This is a genomic window from uncultured Subdoligranulum sp. (genome assembly GCF_963931595.1).
GTDB lineage: Bacteria > Bacillota > Clostridia > Oscillospirales > Ruminococcaceae > Gemmiger.
In genome coordinates, this window is sequence record NZ_OZ007030.1 from 2,490,815 (window position 1) to 2,509,178 (window position 18,364).

An 18,364-nucleotide genomic window follows, 5' to 3' on the forward strand; every position below is an offset into this window, starting at 1 on the left:
CGCTGTGCTAGGATAGAAGCAAAGGAGGCATGCGCCATGCTGGCATACACCTATGTAAAAGAGGGCACCTTTGCCCTGCTGGACAAACCGAAACCGGTTCTGCAGAACGACCGGGACGCCATCGTGAAGGTGACGCTGGGCAGCATCTGCACCAGTGACCTGCACATCAAACACGGCTCGGTACCCCGGGCGGTGCCGGGCATCACGGTGGGCCACGAGATGGTGGGCATCGTGGAGCAGGCGGGCACCGCGGTGACCTCGGTGCGCCCCGGCGACCGGGTGGCGGTGAATGTGGAGACCTTCTGCGGGGACTGCTTTTTCTGCCGCCACGGCTGGGTGAACAACTGCACCGACCCGGAGGGCGGCTGGGCCCTGGGCTGCCGCATCGACGGCGGCCAGGCGGAATATGTGCGGGTGCCCTACGCCGACCAGGGGCTGACCAGGATCCCCGACGCCGTCACCGACGAAGAGGCTCTGTTTGTGGGGGACATTCTGGCCACCGGCTACTGGGCGGCCCAAATCTCTGAGATCACGCCGGAGGACACCGTGCTGATCCTGGGGGCCGGGCCCACGGGGCTGTGCACGCTGCAGTGCGTGGCGCTTTACGGCCCCAAACGCATCATCGTCTGCGACAAGGACGCCGACCGCCTGGCCTTTGTGCAGGCCCACTATCCCGGGGTGCTCACCGCTCCGCCGGAGGGGCTTTGCGATTTCGTGCAGGCCCACAGCGACCATGGCGGCGCCGATGCGGTGCTGGAGGTGGCGGGCAGCGACGAAACTTTCCGGCTGGCCTGGCAGTGCGCCCGGCCCAACGCCATCGTGACGGTGGTGGCCCTCTACGATGCGCCCCAGGTGCTGCCGCTGCCCGATATGTACGGCAAGAACCTGACCTTCAAGACGGGCGGCGTGGACGGCTGTCACTGCCGGGAGACGCTGGACCTGATCGCGGCGGGCAAGCTGGACACCACCCCGCTGATCACCCACACTTTCGATCTTGCCGATATCGAGGCGGCCTACGACCTGTTTGAACACCGCCGGGACGGTGTCATCAAGGTGGCCATCCGCTGCTGAAAATGCAAAAACCTCCCCGCTCAGATGAGCGGGGAGGTTTTTTGTCGGGCAGACCGCCCTGTGTTTCACATCACCATGAGCAGCGTGCCGGCGCCGATGAGCACACAGCCCAGCGCCGACTTGACGGTAACACCCTCGTGGAGGAGCAGCGCCGCCAGCACCAGCGTGATGACGACGCTGAGCTTGTCGATGGGCACCACCTTGCTGGCGGGGCCCAGCTGCAGAGCCTTGTAGTAGCACAGCCAGGACACACCGGTGGCCAGCCCCGACAGGATCAGGAACAGGCCGCTGCGGCGGCCGATCTGCAGAAGACCGCCCTGGGTGTGGGTGAGAAAGACCATGCCCCAGGCCATAATCAGCACCACGGTGGTGCGCACCGCCGTGGCCAGGTTGGAGTTGACGCCGTCGATGCCGATCTTGGCCAGGATGGAGGTGAGCGCCGCAAAGACCGAGGACCCCAGCGCAAAGACAAACCACATGGGAAAACGCTTCCCTCATTGCAAAAGTACAGCCCCCGCGGGGGCTGCCGACCCTATTATACCACGCCGGGCGGCGGGGTGCCAGCCGCTTTGCCCGGGAAAAGACAAAACCCGGCGGACGCCCTGGGGCGTCCGCCGGTTGGTTTTACAGCAGTTTGGGGGCCAGCGCCCGGCTGGTGCGTTCCCGGGCGATGGTGGTCAGTTCCTGGTTGTCCAGCGTGAAGCGCAGCACCAGCACCTCCGCCACAAAAAGCACGGCGATCTTGGCCGCCACGCTGCCGCCGTCCAGCGGGCTTTCCTTGGCGCCGCACAGCAGCACCACGTCCGCCAGGGCGGTGCCGGGGGCGTCGGCGTAGTGGGTCAGCAGAATGACCTTGGCGCTGTTCTCCTTCACGATGCGCAGCGTCTCCATCATGTCCCGGGTGGCCCCCGAGTAGGAGACGAACAGCACCACGTCCTCCGGCACCATCAGGCTGGCGGCGATGGTCTGCATATGGCTGTCGCCGGCGGTGTGGAACTTGGTGGAGATGGTGGCAAACCGGGCCCAGATATCGTTGGCCAGGATCTGGCTGCCGCCCTGGCCGAAGCAGAAGACCTGCCGCGCCCGCTGCAGCAGGGTGGCTGCCCGGTCGATGGCGTCGGGATCCAGCACCGTGCGGGTGCCGTTGATGGCCTCCAGCGCCACGGCGCTGGCGTGGGTGCACAGGGTGGCCGTGTCGGTGCCGGGCTCCAGCTTGTTGTTGCCCGCCGTGGGGATGGCGTTGGCCTGGGCCAGGGAGATCTTCATCTCGTTGTAGCCGTCAAAGCCCAGCGACCGGCAGAACCGGAAGATGGTGGCTTCGGCCACACCGCACTCCCTCGCCAGCGACGAGATGGACAGGTACTGGGCCTCCTCGGCGTGCTGGGTCAGGTAGTCGGCCACCCGCCGCCCCGACCGCGTGAGCTCGTTGTAGCGGGAGCGAAGCAGTTCCCAGAAATTGCAGGAATTCATCCTTGGCATTCTCCTTTTATTGTGCGTCCTGTGTGTGGCGGCTTATTTCAAATGAAACTTTTTTTCTACCAACAGTATACTCAAAAAAAGTTCGTTTGGCAAGTATCGCAACCTGCCACAAATCGGCTTGACTTTTTGTACACTATGTACAGAATTTTCAAAAAATTGCCGATTGTCGTTTTTTCCGTCCTTTTCCGGCAGCGGTTTCCCCGGGCGGTCCCGCCGCCCCGCCGGAGGGTGCGGCGGCAGCGCAGAGGGCCGGCCGCGCCTGAAAATGCAAATCCTTTTCATTTTTCTGTCCTCCGGGCGGGCCGATTTTCCCGGTTTTGAAGGATTCTTTTCATGGAATTTCCTACAAATTAGCAACAAAAACGAACAAGTTGAAAATTTATTGTGCATCATTCACAGAAAATTGTGGAAGCATTGGTGAAAAAGTATCTGGACAAATGGAAAAAAATTTTCTAAAACAGGAACTGTCAGGCGGGCGGAGCCCTCCGCCCCCATCTATCATCACCCATACGAGAAGGAGAAAAACATGAAAAAGCAGTTGTCTTTGCTTCTGGCCGCCGGCATGACCGCCGGCCTGCTGGCAGGCTGCGGCGGCGCCACCAGCTCCACCGCGACGGAGTCCCAGGCCTCGTCCACCTCTACGGCAGCCACCGGGGAGACTTCCGGTGATACCGCCTCTGCGGACATCACCATGTGGACCTACCCCATCGGCAAGTTCGGCGACGCCGAAGCGGTGGACAGCATGATCGCCAAGTTCCAGGAGAGCCACCCCGGCATCAACGTGACGGTGGAATATCTGGACTACACCAACGGTGACGACCAGGTCACCGCCGCCATCGAGGCGGGCACCACCCCCGACATCGTCATGGAAGGTCCCGAGCGCCTGGTCTCCAACTGGGGCGCCAAGGGCAAGATGCTGGATATCAGCGACCTGTGGACCGATGACGCCGTGGCCGACATCTCTGCCGTGAGCCAGAGTGTTGTGAACGCCTGCAAGGGCGCCGACGGCAAGTACTATGAGTATCCCCTGTGCATGACCACCCACACCATGGCCATCAACAAGGAGATGTTTGAGGCGGCCGACGCGCTGCAGTACATCAACGAGGACGGCACCTGGACCACCGAGAACTTCGAGAAGGCCCTGAAGGCCCTGAAGGACAGCGGCGTGGACACCACCATGATCGTCTACTGCGGCGGCCAGGGCGGCGACCAGGGCACCCGCGCCCTGGTGAACAACCTCTACAGCGGCCAGTTCACCAACGCCGACCACACCGCCTACACCACCGACAGCGACGCCAACAAGAAGGCCCTGCAGCAGCTGCTGGACTGGTCCAACGAGGGCCTGATCAGCCATGACGCCGCCGCCCAGGCCTCCGACGAGCTGCAGCTCTTCGCCAACGGAACCGTGGCCATGACGCTGTGCTGGAACGCCTCCAACCAGGCCCAGTACGCCTCCTCCGTCACCTTCACTCCCATGGCGGTTGCCTTCCCCTCCGACGACGGCGTGCCTGAGCTGTGCGGCGGCATCTGGGGCTTCGGCATCTTCGACAACGGCGACGACGCCAAGGCCGCCGCTGCCAAGGAATTCATCAAGTTCCTCTGCGACGATCCCGAGCAGGGTCCCGAGAGCGTCCGTCTGACCGGCTTCTTCCCGGTTCGCGCCTCCTTCGGCGATGTCTACACCGGCACCGAGGATGAGGAGCGCATGGCCCAGTTCTCCAGCTTCATGCAGTACCTGGGCGACTACTACCCCGTGACCGCCGGCTGGGCCGAGCAGCGCACCGCCTGGTGGAATATGCTCCAGCAGATCTTCACCGGCACCAGCGTGGACGATGCGGTGGCCACCTACACCACCACCAGCAACGACGCCCTGGCCGCTGCGGCCGCCTGAGTTTCAGCCAAAACCACTGTCCCCGGCACGGCACGCCGCCGTCCGCTGACCGGCTGAACGCCCCCGTTTCAGAAAGGAGTGTGTGCCCCCGTTCCCCACGACGGAGCGGGGGCCTCCTTGTGCCAGAATCTTTTTTCCGCAGTGTTCCGGACCCCGCGGCCCGCGGCGCTGCCCCCTCGTAACGGAAAGGAGGGCCTCTCCTATGGCCTCTACACCCAAGGCAAAGCCCGCTGCCGCCGGCGGCGAGGTGCTCGTCTACAACAAGGGCACCTTCCGCAACTCCGCCCTGGTGCGCCAGCAGACGCTGGCCGCCTACCTCTTCCTGCTGCCCGCCCTGTTCTTCTTTGTGCTCTTTGTGGTGGTGCCCATGGTCATGTGCCTGGTCACCAGCTTCTTCGACTACCGCATGGGCAAGCCGCTGACCTTCGTGGCCTTTGACCAGTACATCAAGATGTTCCAGGATCCCGTCTTCCTCAAGGCCCTGGTGAACACCTTCATCCTGGTCATCGTGGCGGTCCCCTCCGTCACCGCCTTCTCGCTGTGGGTCAGCTCGGTGGTCTACAAGTTCTCTTCCTTCAAGCGCAGCTTCTTCCGCTGCATCTTCTACCTGCCCGTGGTCACCGGCACCGTGGCCGTGGCCGTGGTCTGGAAGTGGATGTTCAACAAGTACACCGGCCTTGTCAACTACGTGCTGGGCGCCACCGGCGTCATCGACCAGAACATCAGCTGGCTGGGCGATGCCCGCTTCGCCCTGGGCTGCATCATCCTGATCCTCTTCACCACCTCCATCGGCCAGCCCATCGTGCTGTACATCGCGGCCCTGGGCAACGTGGATCCCTCCCTCATTGACGCCGCCGAGGTGGACGGCGCCAACAACTTCCAGGTATTCTGGCACATCAAGTGGCCCCAGATCATGCCCACCACGCTGTACATCCTGGTCATCACCACCATCAACACCTTCCAGTGCTACGCGCTGATCCAGCTGTTGACCAGCGGCGGTCCCAACCACGCCACCGATACCATCATGTACTACATCTACTATCAGGCCTTCAAGCTCAACGATTACGGCTACGGCGACGCCATGGGCGTTATCCTGGCCATCATCATCGCGGTGCTGTCGGCCATCCAGTTCAAGGTAGCCGGTTCCGGCTCCGGCGATTGAGGAGGTGCGCCCTATGGAAACAACGGTACAAAGCAAAAAGCTCACGCCCGGCAAGGTGATCGTGGACATCGTGCTCTTCCTGCTGGCGGTCTTCTTCATCTTCCCGCTGTACTGGATCGTCACCGGTTCCTTCAAGGACCGGGTGGCGGTGAACGCCAACCCGCCGGTCTGGTTCCCCACCGCCCCCACGCTGGACAACTACCAGCGCCTGTTTGACAATCCCGCCCTGCTCTGGCTGGGCAACACTGTGCTCATGGCCGTGGCAGCCATGGCGCTGACCTGCATCACCGCCGCCATGGCGGGCTACGTGCTGGCCAAGAAGCGGTTCCCCGGCCGGGCACTGATCTTCAGCATCATGATCTGCGCCATGGCCCTGCCCAAGCAGGTCATCCTGATCCCCCTGCTCAAGGAGATGAGCTTCCTGGGCCTGCATGACACCCTGTGGGCGGTCATCCTGCCCACGGTAGGCTGGCCCTTCGGCATCTTCCTGATGAAGCAGTTCAGCGAGACCATCCCCGGTGAGATGATCGAGGCTGCCCGCATCGACGGTGCCGGCGAGATCCGCACCTTCGTCAGCGTGGTGCTGCCCATGGTCACCCCCGGCATCGGCGCGCTGGCCATCTTCACCTTCATCAACAGCTGGAACGACTACTTCCTGCAGCTGATCATGCTGAACTCCACCAAGAGCCTGACCATCTCGCTGGGCATTGCCAAGATCCAGGCGGAAATGTCCAACGACTACGGCCTCATCATGGCGGGCGCCGCCCTGGCCGCCATCCCCATCATCGCGGTCTTCCTGGCGTTCCAGAAATATTTCACCCAGGGCATCGCCATGGGCGCCGTCAAGGGCTGATTTTCCCCACTGTTTTTCCGCGGGCGGCCCGCCCCGGGCCGCCCCCTTTTGCAGGTCATTTCGGAAGGAGCAAACTGCAACTATGAAAGATATCAACAAATACCGCGGCGTCATTCCGGCGTTCTATGCCTGCTATGACAAGGACGGAGCCATCTCCACCGAGGGCGTCAGGGCCCTGACCCGCCACCTGATCGCCAAGGGCGTCAAGGGCGTCTATGTGGGCGGTTCCTCCGGCGAGTGCATCTACCAGAGCGTGGCGGAGCGCAAGGCCGTGCTGGAAGCCGTCATGAGCGAGGCCAAGGGCAAGATCACCGTCATTGCCCACATCGCCTGCAACAACACCGCCGACAGCGCCGAGCTGGCCGCCCATGCGGAGAGCTGCGGCGTGGATGCCATCGCGGCCATCCCGCCCATCTACTTCCACCTGCCCAACTACGCCATCGCCGACTACTGGAACGCCATGAGCGCCGCGGCCCCCCACACCGAATTCGTCATCTACAACATTCCCCAGCTGGCCGGCACCGCCCTGACCATGCCGCTGCTGGAGGAGATGCTCAAGAACCCCAACGTCATCGCGGTGAAGAACTCCTCCATGCCGGTGCAGGACATCCAGATGTTCAAGGATGCGGGCATCGCCGCCCGGGGCGAGGACGGCTTCGCGGTGTTCAACGGCCCCGACGAGCAGTTTGTCTCGGGCCGGGTCATGGGCGCCGACGGCGGCATCGGCGGCACCTACGCCGTCATGCCGGAGCTGTTCCTCAAGATGAACGAGCTGCTGGGCAAGGGCGAGATCACCAAGGCCCGCCACGTGCAGTACCTGGCCGACCGCATCATCTACAAGATGTGCGAGGCCCACGGCAACCTGTACGCCGTGCAGAAGGAGATTCTGCGCCGCATGTACGGCCTGGAGCTGGGCGGCGTGCGGCCGCCGCTGCCCAACCTGGCGGCCTCCGATGAGCCCGTCGTGGCGGCGGCCCAGGCGATGATCGAGAGCGCCCTGGCCGAGATCCAGACGTTATAATCCGGCGGCAGGCTTCCCTGGTGGCAGGGGAGCCTGTCCCTGTTTGGGGACCTTCCCCGGAAAGGACCGACTATGATCACCGATACGCTGGAAAATCTTTCCCGCTACCGCGGCCTGCACCCGAATCTGGACCTTGCCATTGACTGGCTGCAGCATTATACTGTAGGGGATCTTCCCAACGGCCGCACCGAGGTGGCCGGGGAAAAGGTGTTCATCAACGTGATGGACGCCGACCTGCGGGACGCCGAGGGCGCCGCCTTCGAGTACCACCGCCGCTACGCCGATCTGCAGATCGACCTCACCGGGTCGGAGCACTGGGGCTGGGCGGTCTCCGGCACCGAGGACAAGCCCTACGACGAGGCCGCCGACGCCGGGTTCGTGACCGGGCCCGAGCAGGCGGGCGGTGAGCTGGGCGAGGGACGGTTTGCCCTCTTTTTCCCCGGCGAACCCCACAAACCCAGCTGCCGCACCCCCGGGTGCGACCACGTCCGCAAGGCCGTGGTGAAGATCGAGATGCTGTAAAAGGAGCGTGTTTTCGATGAACAAGGAACAGATTTTCAACCAGATCCATCACGGGCTCATCGTCTCCTGCCAGGCGCTGGAGAACGAGCCCCTGTATACCCCCGAGGGCGGCGTCATGCCGCTGATGGCCAAGGCCGCCGCCATGAGCGGGGCGGTGGGCATCCGCGCCAACACCGTGCGGGACATCACCCAGATCAAGGCGGTGGTGGACCTGCCGGTGATCGGCATCATCAAAAAGGATTATCCCGGCACCCCCATGTACATCACCGTGACGATGGCCGAGGTGGACGCCCTGGTTGCCTGCGGCGTGGACATCCTGGCCGTGCAGGGCACCAGCGCCCTGCGCCCTGACGGCAAGACCGCGCCGGAGTTCATCCGGGAGGTCAAGGCCAAGTACCCCGACCAGCTACTGATGGCGGACATTGCCACCTTTGAGGAGGCCATGGCCTGCGCCGAGGCGGGGGCCGACTTTGTGGGCACCACCATGCGGGGCTACACCCCCGAGACCACCGGCATCAACGACATCGACTTCGACTTCGTGGCCAAGCTGGCCAAAGAGTGCCCGGCCAAGGTCATTGCCGAGGGGCACATCCACTACCCCGAGCAGGCCCGCAAGGCGCTGGAGGCCGGTGCCTACGCCCTGGTGGTGGGCGGTGCCATCACCCGTCCCGCCGAGATCACGGCCCGGTTCACCGCGGCCATCCAGGACCTGAAATAAAGGAGCAGCCATGAGCAAACTCTATCTGGGCATCGACATCGGCGGCACGGCGGTGAAGCTGGGCCTCGTGGACGGGACCGGCGCCGTGCTGGACCGGGCGGAGCGCAGCGTCAGCTTTGATAACTACCGCACTCCCATCCTGGACACCGTGCGGGCAGCCGCCGCCGACTTCACCGCCGGGCGGCGGGACAGTCTTTCCGGCATCGGCGTGTCCGCCACCGGCCAGATCGACAGCCGCCAGGGCATCGTGGCGGGCACCTGCGGCAGCCTGCCCGGCTGGGTGGGCGCCCCCATCAAGGCCCGTCTGGAGGAGGACTTCCATCTGCCCGTCACGGTGGCCAACGACGCCAACTGCATGTGTCTGGGCGAAGCCTGGGTGGGTGCGGCCAAAGGCTGCACCGATGTCATCGGCATCACCATCGGCACCGGCATCGGCGGGGGCATCCTCACCGGCGGGCGGCTGCTGGAGGGCGCCCGGGGTCTGGGCGGCGAGATGGGCCACTACCGCACCCATGCCATCGACGGGGTGGACTGCACCTGCGGCGCCAAAGGCTGCTGGGAGCGGTACGCCTCCACCACGGCGCTGGTCCGGGCTGCCAAAGCCATGGACCCGGCGCTCACCGACGGGCGGGCAATCTTTACAGCTGCCCGGGAGGGCCGCGCCGACGTGCTGGCCCTGCTGGACCGTTGGATCGACGAGATCGCCCAGGGTCTGGCGGGGATGGTGCATATCTTCAACCCCCAGCGCATCCTGGTGGGGGGCGGCGTCAGCGCCCAGCAGGAACTGCTGATCCAGCCGCTGGAACACAAGGTGAAGGCCGCCGTCATGCCCGCCTTTGCCGAGGGGCTCACCGTCACCGCCGCGGCGCTGCAGAATGACGCCGGGCTGGTGGGGGCCGTGTGGTACCTGCTCCATTCCTGAAACTTCCGCATACAAAAAACGCTCTGCTGTGCAGAACAGCAGGGCGTTTTTGTTTTGACGCAACAGGAACTTTGTGCTACAATAGCCGAATACAGAAAGGGAGGGAAGGAGCCATGGGCGCAGATGTGAAGCGGGAGATCACCGAGACATTGCTCCGGCTGCTGGAGAAAAAGAGTCTTGAAAAGATCACCGTCAAGGAGCTGGTGACACTGTGCGGCATCAGCCGCCAGACCTTTTACTACCATTTTGAGGATGTGCTGGACGTGGTGGACTGGTGGACCCGCCAGGGCGCCCAGCACCTGATGGAGGAAAGCCTGCACACCGACGATCCCTGCAAGGCGCTGCGGCTCTTTGTGGACTACACGGCGGAGCACCGCCAGACGCTGCAGCACCTTCTGGCCAGCAGATGGCGGGAACAGCTGGAGCGGCGGCTGGTGCAGGTGTTCACCACCTACCTGCAGGATATGCTCCACCGCATGCATCCTAACCTGGCCATGTCCCCCGCCGACGAGGAGGCCTTCCTCACCTTTTACGCCTGCGGCATCCTGGGGCTGCTGATGGACCGTCCGCCCCGCACCGACGCCGAGAAGGAAGCCCTGGTCAACCAGCTGTACTGGCTGCTCTTCCAGAATCCCTGGGGGCACATCCTCCGTTCCTGAGGGGGTTATTCTGCTTTTCCGGGGTGGCTCTCGCTCCACAGTTTGTCGGCCTGGGGCTTCCAGGCTTCGGCATAGGGGGTGGTGCGGTCGCAGAGGGTGTCCACCGCCTCGGGGGATTCGTAGTCGGTGGAGACAGCGCCGGTGGCGTGGACCATGGCCCGCAGTTTTTCGGGGTTTTCCAGCATGGGGCAGGGGCGCAGCATGTTGCCGTTGAAGGGCTGGCCGTCGTGGTAGGCCATGAAAATCGGCGATTTCAGCGCTTCCAGCAGCGTGCAGTTGCGGATGTTCACGTTGGAATAGTGGATGAAGACACAGGGCTCCACATCGCCCCGGGCGTTGATGTGCAGGTAGCGCCGGCCGCCCGCGATGCAGCCGCCCACATACTCGGCGTCGTTCTGGAAGTCCATCGAGAAGATGGGCTTGGTCTTGCGGAAGGCGCGGATGCGGTTGTAGACCTCGGTGCGCTGTTCCGGGGTGGGCAGCAGCTGGGGCGCGGCCCCGCTGCCCACCGGCATGTAGTGGAAGAACCAGACAAACAGCGCGCCCGCCTCGACAAGGGAATCAAAGAAGGCTTCGCTGCTGATATCGGCGTAGTTGGCGCTGGTGTAGCAGGCCGAGATGCCGAAGGGCAGCTTGTGGGCTTTCAGCAGTTTCATGGCCTTCTGGACCTTCTCATAGGCGCCCTGGCCGCGGCGGGAGTCGTTGGCCTCCTCGAAGCCCTCCAGGCTGAAGGCGGGCACAAAGTTCTTCACCCGCAGCATCTCCCGGCAGAAATCCTCGTCGATGAGGGTGCCGTTGGTGAAGCTGAGGAACTCGCAGTCGCTGTGCTTCTCGCAGAGGGCGATGACATCCTTCTTGCGCACCAGCGGCTCGCCGCCCGTGAAGATGTACATGTAGGTGCCCAGTTCCTTGCCCTGGGTGACGATGGAATCCAGCTCCTCAAAGGTCAGGTTGAGCCGGTTGCCGTACTCCGCCGCCCAGCAGCCCGTGCAGTGCATGTTGCACGCCGAGGTGGGGTCCAGCAGGATGGCCCAGGGCACGTTGCAGTTTTCCCTGCGGCTCACCTCGTCCTGCCGGGCGCTGCCCAGCAGGCTGGCGTTGAGGATGAAGTTGCGGAAAAAGGCCTGCCGCACCCCCGGGTCCAGCTCGTACACCTTCATGATGAGCTGGTACCAGTTGTTCTTCTCCTCGATGGCCTGGCGGAATCCCGCCCGCTGCTTGACATACCAGTCCTTGGGCGTGACGGTATCGATGAGTTTCATGATCTTGGGAATGTTGGTTTCAGGGTCCTTTTCCAGATAGTGCAGGACCTGCTCCAGCCCGGCCGCCATGGCGGCGTTCTTGAGCGACGGATTCTGTGCCATAAGGGTGCACCTCCAAATATTGCTAGTCCTTTTGTACGCGGCCGGGGTGCCCTGTTATGCACGCGGCCGCATATCATGTATAGCATACCACTGCGAAACCCGTCGAAAACACTGTTATTTTGGCCCCGGTGTCCTGACAATTCCGGGGTTTTGTCAAGTTTTTCTGATACAAAGAGAGCTCCGTGCCCTTTCGGGCACGGAGCTCTCTTGCCGTTCAGGCAACCTATGGGAGAATTGTAAACCGGTCCGTTCCTGCGGAGATGCGCCGCAGGAACGGACACCGCCAGGGAAATTTTACCCAAAATTGTGTGCGAGGAGTTCGCGACGAGTGCGCGGTTTTGGGTAAAATTTTGTCGAGGGGGAATCCAAAGGGGGGGAACAGGCCCGTCAGGCACCGCCGTGCGGGACTGTTCCCCTCTTTGAGCACGCAAGCTTCAGCTGTCCAGTCCCAGCGTGATGGCGTTCACCGCCTCGGTCAGGTCCACCACCAGCGACCGGGATACATAGCCCAGCGTGGTGCCGTCCAGCTGGACCAGGCAGTTGTCGCCGTCGTACTGGTACATGGTCACCGTCAGCTGGGGGAAGCTGTCGTTGTCCAGATGCACCGTGAAGGAGGCTTCCTCCTTCTTGGCGGGCGTTTCGGTGTTGAACTCGTTGACCTTCAGCCCGTCCACCGCGCTCTGCACATCGTCAAACTCCACCACGTCGTCGCCGATCTTGTAGGTGTCGCCCTTCTTCTCCACCGTGTAGGTGGTGCCGTCGATGGTGAAGTCGATGCTCTCCACACCGTCCCAGTTGAGGGACAGCACCTCGTCGGGGCGCAGCGTGTCGTAGCCGGTGTCGGCGATGTCATTGGTGTAGGTGTCGCTGTCCACCGCGTAGATGATGGGCGAATCGTCCATCCGCATATAGCAGTTGTCCCCCTTCTTGCCGAAGGCCAGGGAGAAGCTGCCCTGCTCCTTATCCTCGGTGGTGTAGCTCACCGTGAAGGTCACCGCCGGCGCGTCGAGGCCGTAGTCCGCCAGCACCGAATCGTCCGCCGTGTAGGTCTTGTAGTCGGTGCGGTCCAGGTCCTTCAGCGTCGTCATGAAGTCCTCCACCTTGCTGGTGGAAAGGGCCTTGTAGCTGCCGTTATCGTTCAGATAATACTCGCAGGCGTCGGTGTAGGTCAGCTCCTCATCGGGGTGGTGCTCCACCGTGAAGGCGCTCTCCCCGGTGGCCACGATGGAATCCAGCGTGTCGTAATCGGGGATGGTGTCCTGGCGCATCAGGTCGTCCCGGTCGGAGGCGATATACTGCTCGGGGTCATCGTCCACCAGGTAGACTGTGCCGTCCCCCAGGGTCAGGTAGCGCTTTTCGTCCATGGTGGAGTAGTCGCCCATCTGCAGGGTGGTGGTGCCGTCCGCACTGGTGAAGGTGATGGTGCAGGAGGGATTGTCCAGGCCGTACTGGCCGTAGTCCTCCACATTCTCAATGATGAAGCTGGCGTGGACGCTCTCGAAATGGTCCAGGAAGTCGCTCATCTTGTCCTGGTCGATGGGGAAGTCGGCGTCCGAGGCATCCTGCCAGGTGTCGTTTTCCTTCACGAAGTGGAGCGTGCTGCCGTCCTTGGTCCAGGAAACGTCGGTGAGGGCGCTCTCGGCGGTGGCGTAGATCTCCTCATCCACCGTGGAGATGGTGTCGATGTGCTTCTGCACCCCCGACACGATGGTGATGACGGCGCAGAGCACCACCAGCACGCCGATCAGGACGACCAGTTTTTTCTGTCGATTCATACCTTTTTCCTCCTGCGCACTACTTCATCCACGCCCAGCAGCAGGAAGCAGACGGGAATGATGCCGATCATGCAGACCTTGAGCCAGGCCGCCGACGAAGAACTGATGGTCAGATAGTTGTAGTCCAGCGACTTGCTGCGGATGGAGACGCCGTCCGTCTGGCCGATCATCCAGGACATGCCGTTCATGACGAAGTCCAGGTTGGCGCCGGAGGAGTAGGAGTTGTACAGATCGTCCAGCAGATAGTCACTGGCCGCCCAGAAGATCCGGCCGCCCGAGGCGTCCTCGACGGAGACTGCCAGCGTGAAGGGACCGTCGGTGTCGCCGTCCTCCTTGTCGTAGGTGGTCATGGCGTAGCCCGCCGCCTTGGAGAAGGCATCCGACGAGGTCTTGAGCAGCGGCGTCACGGTGGCGCCGCTGGAGGCTTCGCCCACCGTCAGGCCCTGGGCGATGGGCACGATCACATGGTAGTCGCCCTCGGTGAGGGGATCGGTGATGTCGGAGGATTCAATTTCCGGCATCAGCACGTAGGGCGCCGCGAAGGCGTAGTAGTCCCGGTTGGGGTCCACCACCACGCCGTCGGTGGCGGTGACGCCGTAGTCGGAAAGCAGCGCCTGCAGGTTGGGCAGGTCGGCGTCCTTCTGCGGGCCGGAGAGCACCATCAGCTTGCCGCCGTTCTGCACGTAGTCCCGCAGCATGGTGAGCTCCTCGTCGGAGATATCACTGGTGGGGGCGTTGATGAGCAGCAGGTCACAGTCGTCGGGGATGGCGTCCACGTTGAGCAGCGAGAAGTCCGACACCGTCTCGTAGTTGCTGCGGGTCAGCTCGTCGGACAACGTGTCCGAGGGGGCAGATTCGCCGTGGCCGCTGAGCAGGTAGACCTGGGGCAGGTCGGTGCTGATCACATAGTCGATGGCCGAGGTGATCTGACCCTCGCCGTCAAAGGACTGGGACACCGAACCGCCGCTGTAGTAGTCGCCGGCCTCCACCTGGTAGATCTGGTCGTAGCCGATGTAGCGGTTCTTGTCGCCGGATTCCACCACCAGCGAGTTGTTGGCCACCGTCTCGTCGGTGTACTGCTGGGCGAAGGTGGGATAGACATCGGGGTCCTTCTTCTCCACATGGATGTGGTCGGAGAGTTCGGCGTACCGGTCCAGCAGCTTTTCGGTGACGGTATCCTCCTTGCCGGCCTGGCAGATCCAGTAGATGGTCACGTCCTGCTGCAGGTTGGTGACCACCACCTTGGTGTCGGAGGTGAGGGAGTAGAGCTGGGCGGCCGAGATATCAAACTGGGTCCAGCTGGTGGGCAGCTTGGAGGCCAGCACGTTCACCGCGATGAGGATAGCCAGCACCACCAGGCTCATCACGAAGCTGTAGCCGCCCACCCGGGCCGTGCGGGTGGTCAGCGCCTGCCGGTTGCGGGCCAGGGCGGCCCGCCATTTGGTTTGTAAGCTGTTTTTCATCCGTTATACCTCTTTTTCTCCCAGGATTGTACGCAGAGGAACAGAAAGAACACCGCCACGCTGGCGTAGTAGACGATGGCGGTCACGTCGAAGACGCCGTTGACGAAGGTGTAGAACCGCTCAAACAGAGACAGTTTGTTCATCAGGTCGGGCAGCAGCGTTTCCAGGGAATCGGGGCTGACCAGCCAGGTGATGCCCACCGCCGCCACGCAGAGCACCAGAATGATGAGCCCCGCCGCATCGGACCGGGTGAGCTTGCGCACGATGAGGGCCAGCAGCGCCGACAGCACCAGCAGCGCCGCCACGTTGAAGGCGGTGGAGGAGATGTAGTCGGCAAGGTTCGCGCTGTAGTAGCAGAACAGCATGACCACCACACAGATGCCGGCGGCCATGCCCTGGGATTCGGTGAGGGAGGAGATGAACATGCCGATGGCGATGAGGGCGAGCCCCAGACAGATGAAAGCGAACAGCGCGCCGTAGGAGGTGGGCAGGTAGACATCGCCGTAGAGCGAGAAGATGAAGGGATAGATGCAGGCCACGATCATGGGCGCCACAAAGACGACGGCCATGGCAAAGTACTTGCCCAGCACGATGTCCACCCCGGTGATGGGCAAAAGGGACAGCAGCTGGTCGGTCTTCTGCTTTTTCTCCTCGGCCAGCACCCGCATGGTCAGGATGGGCACCAGCGCCACAAAGCCGATGCAGAAGGTGCCCAGGGCATACTCAAAGTTGGCCACGGCCCGGTTGATGTTGTACATCATGGCGCCGATGCCGATGAATTCCAGCAAAAACGCCCCGAACACATAGGCCAGCAGCCCGTGATAGTAGAGGCTCAGTTCATGTTTAAACACTGCTTTCATGGGCTGTCGCCTCCTTTCCGGACGGTTCGTCCTCGGTCAGTTCAATGAAGATGTTTTCAAGATCCGCCTTGATGGGGGTCATCTGGAGCAGCGCGCAGCCCGCCCCCGCAAAGGCGAAGAAGACCGCGCGGCAGGCAGCCGCCGGGTCGCCGGCCAGCGTCAGGGTGGCCTGGCAGACCGCCGGGGCCTCGGGTTCTGCGGCCAGCGCGGCGCCGGGCAGTTCCGCGGGAGCCGCCAGGGTGGTCTCGCCGTCCTCCGGCGGGATTTCGGCGGAGGGCTCGGCGTTTTCGGCGAGAGCCGCTTCGGGTTCCGCCGGGGTCTCGGGTTCCGCGGCGGGCGCGGCGGGCAGCGCGGGCTGGGGCACCGCGTCCACCGTGTAGGAGGCCACCGCTTTGGTGCCGTCCAGGATGGAGCGGAGCTGCTCCTCGCCGCATTCCGCCGTAATGGTCAGGCGGTTGTTCTCGGCCAGGCGGCGCTCCAGGTTCTGGGGCGTGTCAAAGGCCACCAGCTTGCCGTGGGCGATGATCAGCACGCTCTCGCAGATGGCCTGCACCTCGCTGAGGATGTGGGAACTCAGAATGACGGTATGCTTTTGCCCCAGCTGCCGAATCAGGTCGCGGATCTCGATGATCTGCAAGGGATCCAGGCCCACCGTGGGCTCGTCCAGGATGATGTACCGCGGATTGCCCAGCAGCGCCTGGGCAATGCCCACACGCTGCCGGTAGCCCTTGGACAGGTTGCGGATCAGCCGCTCCTGCATCTGGGTCAGGCCGGCCTCCCCGATGACCCGGTCTACCTCGCCGGGGATCTCCTTGCCCGCAATGCCCTTGGCCTCCGCCACAAAGCGCAGATACTCCCGGGGCGTCTCGTCGGTGTAGAGCGGCGGGATCTCCGGCAGGTAGCCGATGCACTGCTTGGCCTGCCGCGCCTGCTCGAAGATGTCGTACCCGTCGATCTTCACCTCACCGGACGTGGCCGCCAGGCACCCCGTCATGATGTTCATCGTCGTGGATTTGCCGGCACCGTTGGGACCCAGAAAGCCGTAGATATGGCCCTCCCCGATGGTGAAGGAAATGTCGTCCACCGCCGTGAAGTCGCCGTACCGTTTGGTCAGGTGTTCCACCGTTATCATAGAAAAATGTCTCCCCCTTTACACGGTTTTATCGTTATTGTAGGCTCCAATCGTAACAAAGTGCTGAAAATATTGTGTCAACTTTGTGGAAACTGCCCTGTTTTTGCGCCGGAATCCGCCCTTTTGGCCCCAAAACGCCCCCGGACAGCCCTTTGCCGCCCGCCGGAGGGCGACAACCGGGGTTGACAGGCTTGTGTACTATGGGTATAATACACTCAAACGACACGGAAAGGCAGGTGATCCCATGGTCAGTTTCAGCGGGCTGCGGTTCCACGACCGCGCGCCCGTCTATCAGCAGATCGCGGAGTACCTCAAACGGCAGATCCTGCTGGGCACCGTCCAGGACGGCGACCCCATGCCCAGCCGCCGGGAGCTGGCGGCCCAGACCGGCATCAACCCCAACACCGCACAGAAGGCCTACCGCCTGATGACCGAGGAGGGCTACCTCTACACCGACGGCAACAACGGCAGCGTGGTGCGGCTGACGCCGGCGCTGCGGGGGGCCATCGAGGAGGAGCTGACCCGGGGGCTGGTGCAGCGGTTTGTGGACGAGGCCAAGGAAAACCAGCTCAGCTACAAGAAGGTGATCGCCCTGGTGAGCGAGCTGTGGGGCGACGAATGATTTTTTTGCGGCATGTGTATTAGTCAAGTAATACGCTTGCCGGACAACGAGAAAAGGAGTATTGGGTATGAGACAGATTCTTTCGCTGGCCGGGTGGAACTGGCGGCTGGCCCGCCGGGCCTACGGCATCCTGTGTGCCGCCTTTGCGGCGGAACAGCTGGCCGTGCTGCTGTGGCAGGCCTCCCGGCCCCAGATGCTGGGCATGGGGCTGGCCGCCTGCTATGAGGAAGGCATGCAGCTCTGGGTGTTCCTGCTGGTCTTTCTGCTGGCGGGGCTGCTGGCCGGGCCCGCCGTCAACGACTGGAAGCGCTCCAAGTGCAGCTACACCTGGCTGACGCTGCCCATGCCCCCCGCCGCCCGGCTGGCCGCCCAGGTGCTCACCGCCGCTGTGCTGCAGCTGGGGGTGGCGGCACTGCAGGTAGTGCTCTACATTATTTACTTTTTCCCGGTGCAGGCTATGGATTCCGCCCGGTCTCTCGAAAAACTGGGCGCCGCCATGCCCGCCCAGAGCCTTTACGAGCAGGTGCTGCTCAGCGATTCCATCTACTGGCTGCTGCCCCGGAATCCCTTGCAGCTGGCCCTGCTGGTGGTGACGCTGCTGGCCGCCGCCCTGCTGCTGACCTGCGTGCGGCTCCACCGGGGCTGGCGCCGGGGTGCGGCGGTGGTTATCGGGGCGGTGTGCGGCGTATGCTGCCTGACGCTGCTGCGGAGCGAACAGTATTACATCCAGTTCGGCTTCAACGAAAGCCTGGGCCGGGATCTCTCCCGGACCGTCCCGGTGCTGGTGGTGCTGGTGGTGTTCAGCCTGTGGTGGGCGCTGCGGGCCATCCGCCGCGCCGAACCGGCCTGA

18 protein-coding genes are annotated in these 18,364 nt (G+C 63.3%); 11 read left to right on the forward strand and 7 right to left on the reverse strand.

Annotation, left to right across the window (positions count from 1 at the left end; all coding sequences use genetic code 11):
* Positions 1 to 36 precede the first annotated feature (36 nt).
* Complete coding sequence (locus ABGT73_RS11980; RefSeq protein ID WP_346669895.1) at positions 37 to 1,071, forward strand: alcohol dehydrogenase; 1,035 nt, start codon at positions 37 to 39, stop codon at positions 1,069 to 1,071.
* A gap of 65 nt (positions 1,072 to 1,136) precedes the next feature.
* Here ABGT73_RS11980 and ABGT73_RS11985 read toward each other — a convergent pair whose 3' ends face one another.
* Both ABGT73_RS11985 and ABGT73_RS11990 read right to left on the reverse strand, forming a co-directional pair.
* The gene (locus tag ABGT73_RS11985) at positions 1,137 to 1,550 is read right to left on the reverse strand and encodes an EamA family transporter (protein WP_346669896.1); all 414 of its coding nucleotides are present in this window, start codon (positions 1,548 to 1,550) and stop codon (positions 1,137 to 1,139) included.
* 145 nt (positions 1,551 to 1,695) lie between these two features.
* Positions 1,696 to 2,541, reverse strand: coding sequence for a MurR/RpiR family transcriptional regulator (locus ABGT73_RS11990; protein WP_346669897.1), 846 nt, complete (start codon positions 2,539 to 2,541; stop codon positions 1,696 to 1,698).
* A 535-nt stretch (positions 2,542 to 3,076) separates the two neighbouring features.
* Between ABGT73_RS11990 and ABGT73_RS11995 the strand changes: the two genes are divergently transcribed.
* The 8 genes from ABGT73_RS11995 (at position 3,077) to ABGT73_RS12030 (ending at position 10,298) form a co-directional block, all read left to right on the forward strand.
* On the forward strand, positions 3,077 to 4,441 hold the full coding sequence (locus ABGT73_RS11995; RefSeq protein ID WP_346669898.1) for an extracellular solute-binding protein: 1,365 nt from the start codon (positions 3,077 to 3,079) through the stop codon (positions 4,439 to 4,441).
* A 202-nt stretch (positions 4,442 to 4,643) separates the two neighbouring features.
* Positions 4,644 to 5,603 carry a sugar ABC transporter permease gene (locus ABGT73_RS12000; protein ID WP_346669899.1) on the forward strand — a complete coding sequence of 320 codons (960 nt, stop codon included), beginning with the start codon at positions 4,644 to 4,646 and terminating at the stop codon, positions 5,601 to 5,603.
* A 13-nt stretch (positions 5,604 to 5,616) separates the two neighbouring features.
* The gene (locus ABGT73_RS12005; RefSeq protein WP_346669900.1) at positions 5,617 to 6,456 is read left to right on the forward strand and encodes a carbohydrate ABC transporter permease; all 840 of its coding nucleotides are present in this window, start codon (positions 5,617 to 5,619) and stop codon (positions 6,454 to 6,456) included.
* A gap of 82 nt (positions 6,457 to 6,538) precedes the next feature.
* Positions 6,539 to 7,477: a dihydrodipicolinate synthase family protein gene (locus ABGT73_RS12010; protein WP_346669901.1), complete on the forward strand. Its 939-nt coding sequence runs from the start codon at positions 6,539 to 6,541 to the stop codon at positions 7,475 to 7,477.
* Positions 7,478 to 7,549: 72 nt separating this feature from the next.
* Entirely contained in the window at positions 7,550 to 7,999 is a 450-nt protein-coding gene (locus ABGT73_RS12015) for a YhcH/YjgK/YiaL family protein (protein ID WP_346669902.1), read from the forward strand.
* A gap of 16 nt (positions 8,000 to 8,015) precedes the next feature.
* A complete protein-coding gene (locus ABGT73_RS12020; RefSeq protein WP_346669903.1) occupies positions 8,016 to 8,717 on the forward strand; it encodes an N-acetylmannosamine-6-phosphate 2-epimerase in 702 nt (233 codons plus the stop codon).
* Between the two features lie 10 nt (positions 8,718 to 8,727).
* The gene (locus ABGT73_RS12025; RefSeq protein ID WP_346669904.1) at positions 8,728 to 9,639 is read left to right on the forward strand and encodes an ROK family protein; all 912 of its coding nucleotides are present in this window, start codon (positions 8,728 to 8,730) and stop codon (positions 9,637 to 9,639) included.
* Positions 9,640 to 9,752: 113 nt separating this feature from the next.
* Positions 9,753 to 10,298: a TetR/AcrR family transcriptional regulator C-terminal domain-containing protein gene (locus ABGT73_RS12030; protein WP_346669905.1), complete on the forward strand. Its 546-nt coding sequence runs from the start codon at positions 9,753 to 9,755 to the stop codon at positions 10,296 to 10,298.
* Between the two features lie 5 nt (positions 10,299 to 10,303).
* On the opposite strand, the gene ABGT73_RS12035 is transcribed toward ABGT73_RS12030, so the two are convergent.
* The 5 genes from ABGT73_RS12035 to ABGT73_RS12055 form a co-directional block, all read right to left on the reverse strand.
* Entirely contained in the window at positions 10,304 to 11,662 is a 1,359-nt protein-coding gene (locus ABGT73_RS12035; protein ID WP_346669906.1) for a radical SAM protein, read from the reverse strand.
* Between the two features lie 434 nt (positions 11,663 to 12,096).
* Complete coding sequence (locus ABGT73_RS12040; RefSeq protein ID WP_346669907.1) at positions 12,097 to 13,437, reverse strand: DUF4340 domain-containing protein; 1,341 nt, start codon at positions 13,435 to 13,437, stop codon at positions 12,097 to 12,099.
* Entirely contained in the window at positions 13,434 to 14,900 is a 1,467-nt protein-coding gene (locus ABGT73_RS12045) for a GldG family protein (RefSeq protein ID WP_346669908.1), read from the reverse strand. The genes ABGT73_RS12040 and ABGT73_RS12045 overlap by 4 nt, the downstream gene beginning before the upstream one ends.
* Entirely contained in the window at positions 14,897 to 15,760 is an 864-nt protein-coding gene (locus tag ABGT73_RS12050) for an ABC transporter permease (RefSeq protein WP_346669909.1), read from the reverse strand. Before ABGT73_RS12050 ends, ABGT73_RS12045 begins: the two co-directional genes overlap by 4 nt.
* Entirely contained in the window at positions 15,744 to 16,892 is a 1,149-nt protein-coding gene (locus ABGT73_RS12055; RefSeq protein ID WP_346669910.1) for an ABC transporter ATP-binding protein, read from the reverse strand. Before ABGT73_RS12055 ends, ABGT73_RS12050 begins: the two co-directional genes overlap by 17 nt.
* A 244-nt stretch (positions 16,893 to 17,136) precedes the next feature.
* Here ABGT73_RS12055 and ABGT73_RS12060 point away from each other — a divergent pair, with 244 nt between their 5' ends.
* Positions 17,137 to 17,514, forward strand: coding sequence for a GntR family transcriptional regulator (locus ABGT73_RS12060; RefSeq protein ID WP_346669911.1), 378 nt, complete (start codon positions 17,137 to 17,139; stop codon positions 17,512 to 17,514).
* Positions 17,515 to 17,581: 67 nt separating this feature from the next.
* Positions 17,582 to 18,364 (forward strand): hypothetical protein, encoded by a 783-nt coding sequence (locus ABGT73_RS12065; protein ID WP_346669912.1) that lies wholly within the window; start codon positions 17,582 to 17,584, stop codon positions 18,362 to 18,364.

Coding starts and splice junctions, on each gene's coding strand:
- ABGT73_RS11980 (WP_346669895.1), top strand. CDS start 37: ATGCTGGCATACACCTATGTAAAAGAGGGCACCTTTGCCCTGCTGGAC.
- ABGT73_RS11985 (WP_346669896.1), bottom strand. CDS start 1,550: ATGTGGTTTGTCTTTGCGCTGGGGTCCTCGGTCTTTGCGGCGCTCACC.
- ABGT73_RS11990 (WP_346669897.1), bottom strand. CDS start 2,541: ATGAATTCCTGCAATTTCTGGGAACTGCTTCGCTCCCGCTACAACGAG.
- ABGT73_RS11995 (WP_346669898.1), top strand. CDS start 3,077: ATGAAAAAGCAGTTGTCTTTGCTTCTGGCCGCCGGCATGACCGCCGGC.
- ABGT73_RS12000 (WP_346669899.1), top strand. CDS start 4,644: ATGGCCTCTACACCCAAGGCAAAGCCCGCTGCCGCCGGCGGCGAGGTG.
- ABGT73_RS12005 (WP_346669900.1), top strand. CDS start 5,617: ATGGAAACAACGGTACAAAGCAAAAAGCTCACGCCCGGCAAGGTGATC.
- ABGT73_RS12010 (WP_346669901.1), top strand. CDS start 6,539: ATGAAAGATATCAACAAATACCGCGGCGTCATTCCGGCGTTCTATGCC.
- ABGT73_RS12015 (WP_346669902.1), top strand. CDS start 7,550: ATGATCACCGATACGCTGGAAAATCTTTCCCGCTACCGCGGCCTGCAC.
- ABGT73_RS12020 (WP_346669903.1), top strand. CDS start 8,016: ATGAACAAGGAACAGATTTTCAACCAGATCCATCACGGGCTCATCGTC.
- ABGT73_RS12025 (WP_346669904.1), top strand. CDS start 8,728: ATGAGCAAACTCTATCTGGGCATCGACATCGGCGGCACGGCGGTGAAG.
- ABGT73_RS12030 (WP_346669905.1), top strand. CDS start 9,753: ATGGGCGCAGATGTGAAGCGGGAGATCACCGAGACATTGCTCCGGCTG.
- ABGT73_RS12035 (WP_346669906.1), bottom strand. CDS start 11,662: ATGGCACAGAATCCGTCGCTCAAGAACGCCGCCATGGCGGCCGGGCTG.
- ABGT73_RS12040 (WP_346669907.1), bottom strand. CDS start 13,437: ATGAATCGACAGAAAAAACTGGTCGTCCTGATCGGCGTGCTGGTGGTG.
- ABGT73_RS12045 (WP_346669908.1), bottom strand. CDS start 14,900: ATGAAAAACAGCTTACAAACCAAATGGCGGGCCGCCCTGGCCCGCAAC.
- ABGT73_RS12050 (WP_346669909.1), bottom strand. CDS start 15,760: ATGAAAGCAGTGTTTAAACATGAACTGAGCCTCTACTATCACGGGCTG.
- ABGT73_RS12055 (WP_346669910.1), bottom strand. CDS start 16,892: ATGATAACGGTGGAACACCTGACCAAACGGTACGGCGACTTCACGGCG.
- ABGT73_RS12060 (WP_346669911.1), top strand. CDS start 17,137: ATGGTCAGTTTCAGCGGGCTGCGGTTCCACGACCGCGCGCCCGTCTAT.
- ABGT73_RS12065 (WP_346669912.1), top strand. CDS start 17,582: ATGAGACAGATTCTTTCGCTGGCCGGGTGGAACTGGCGGCTGGCCCGC.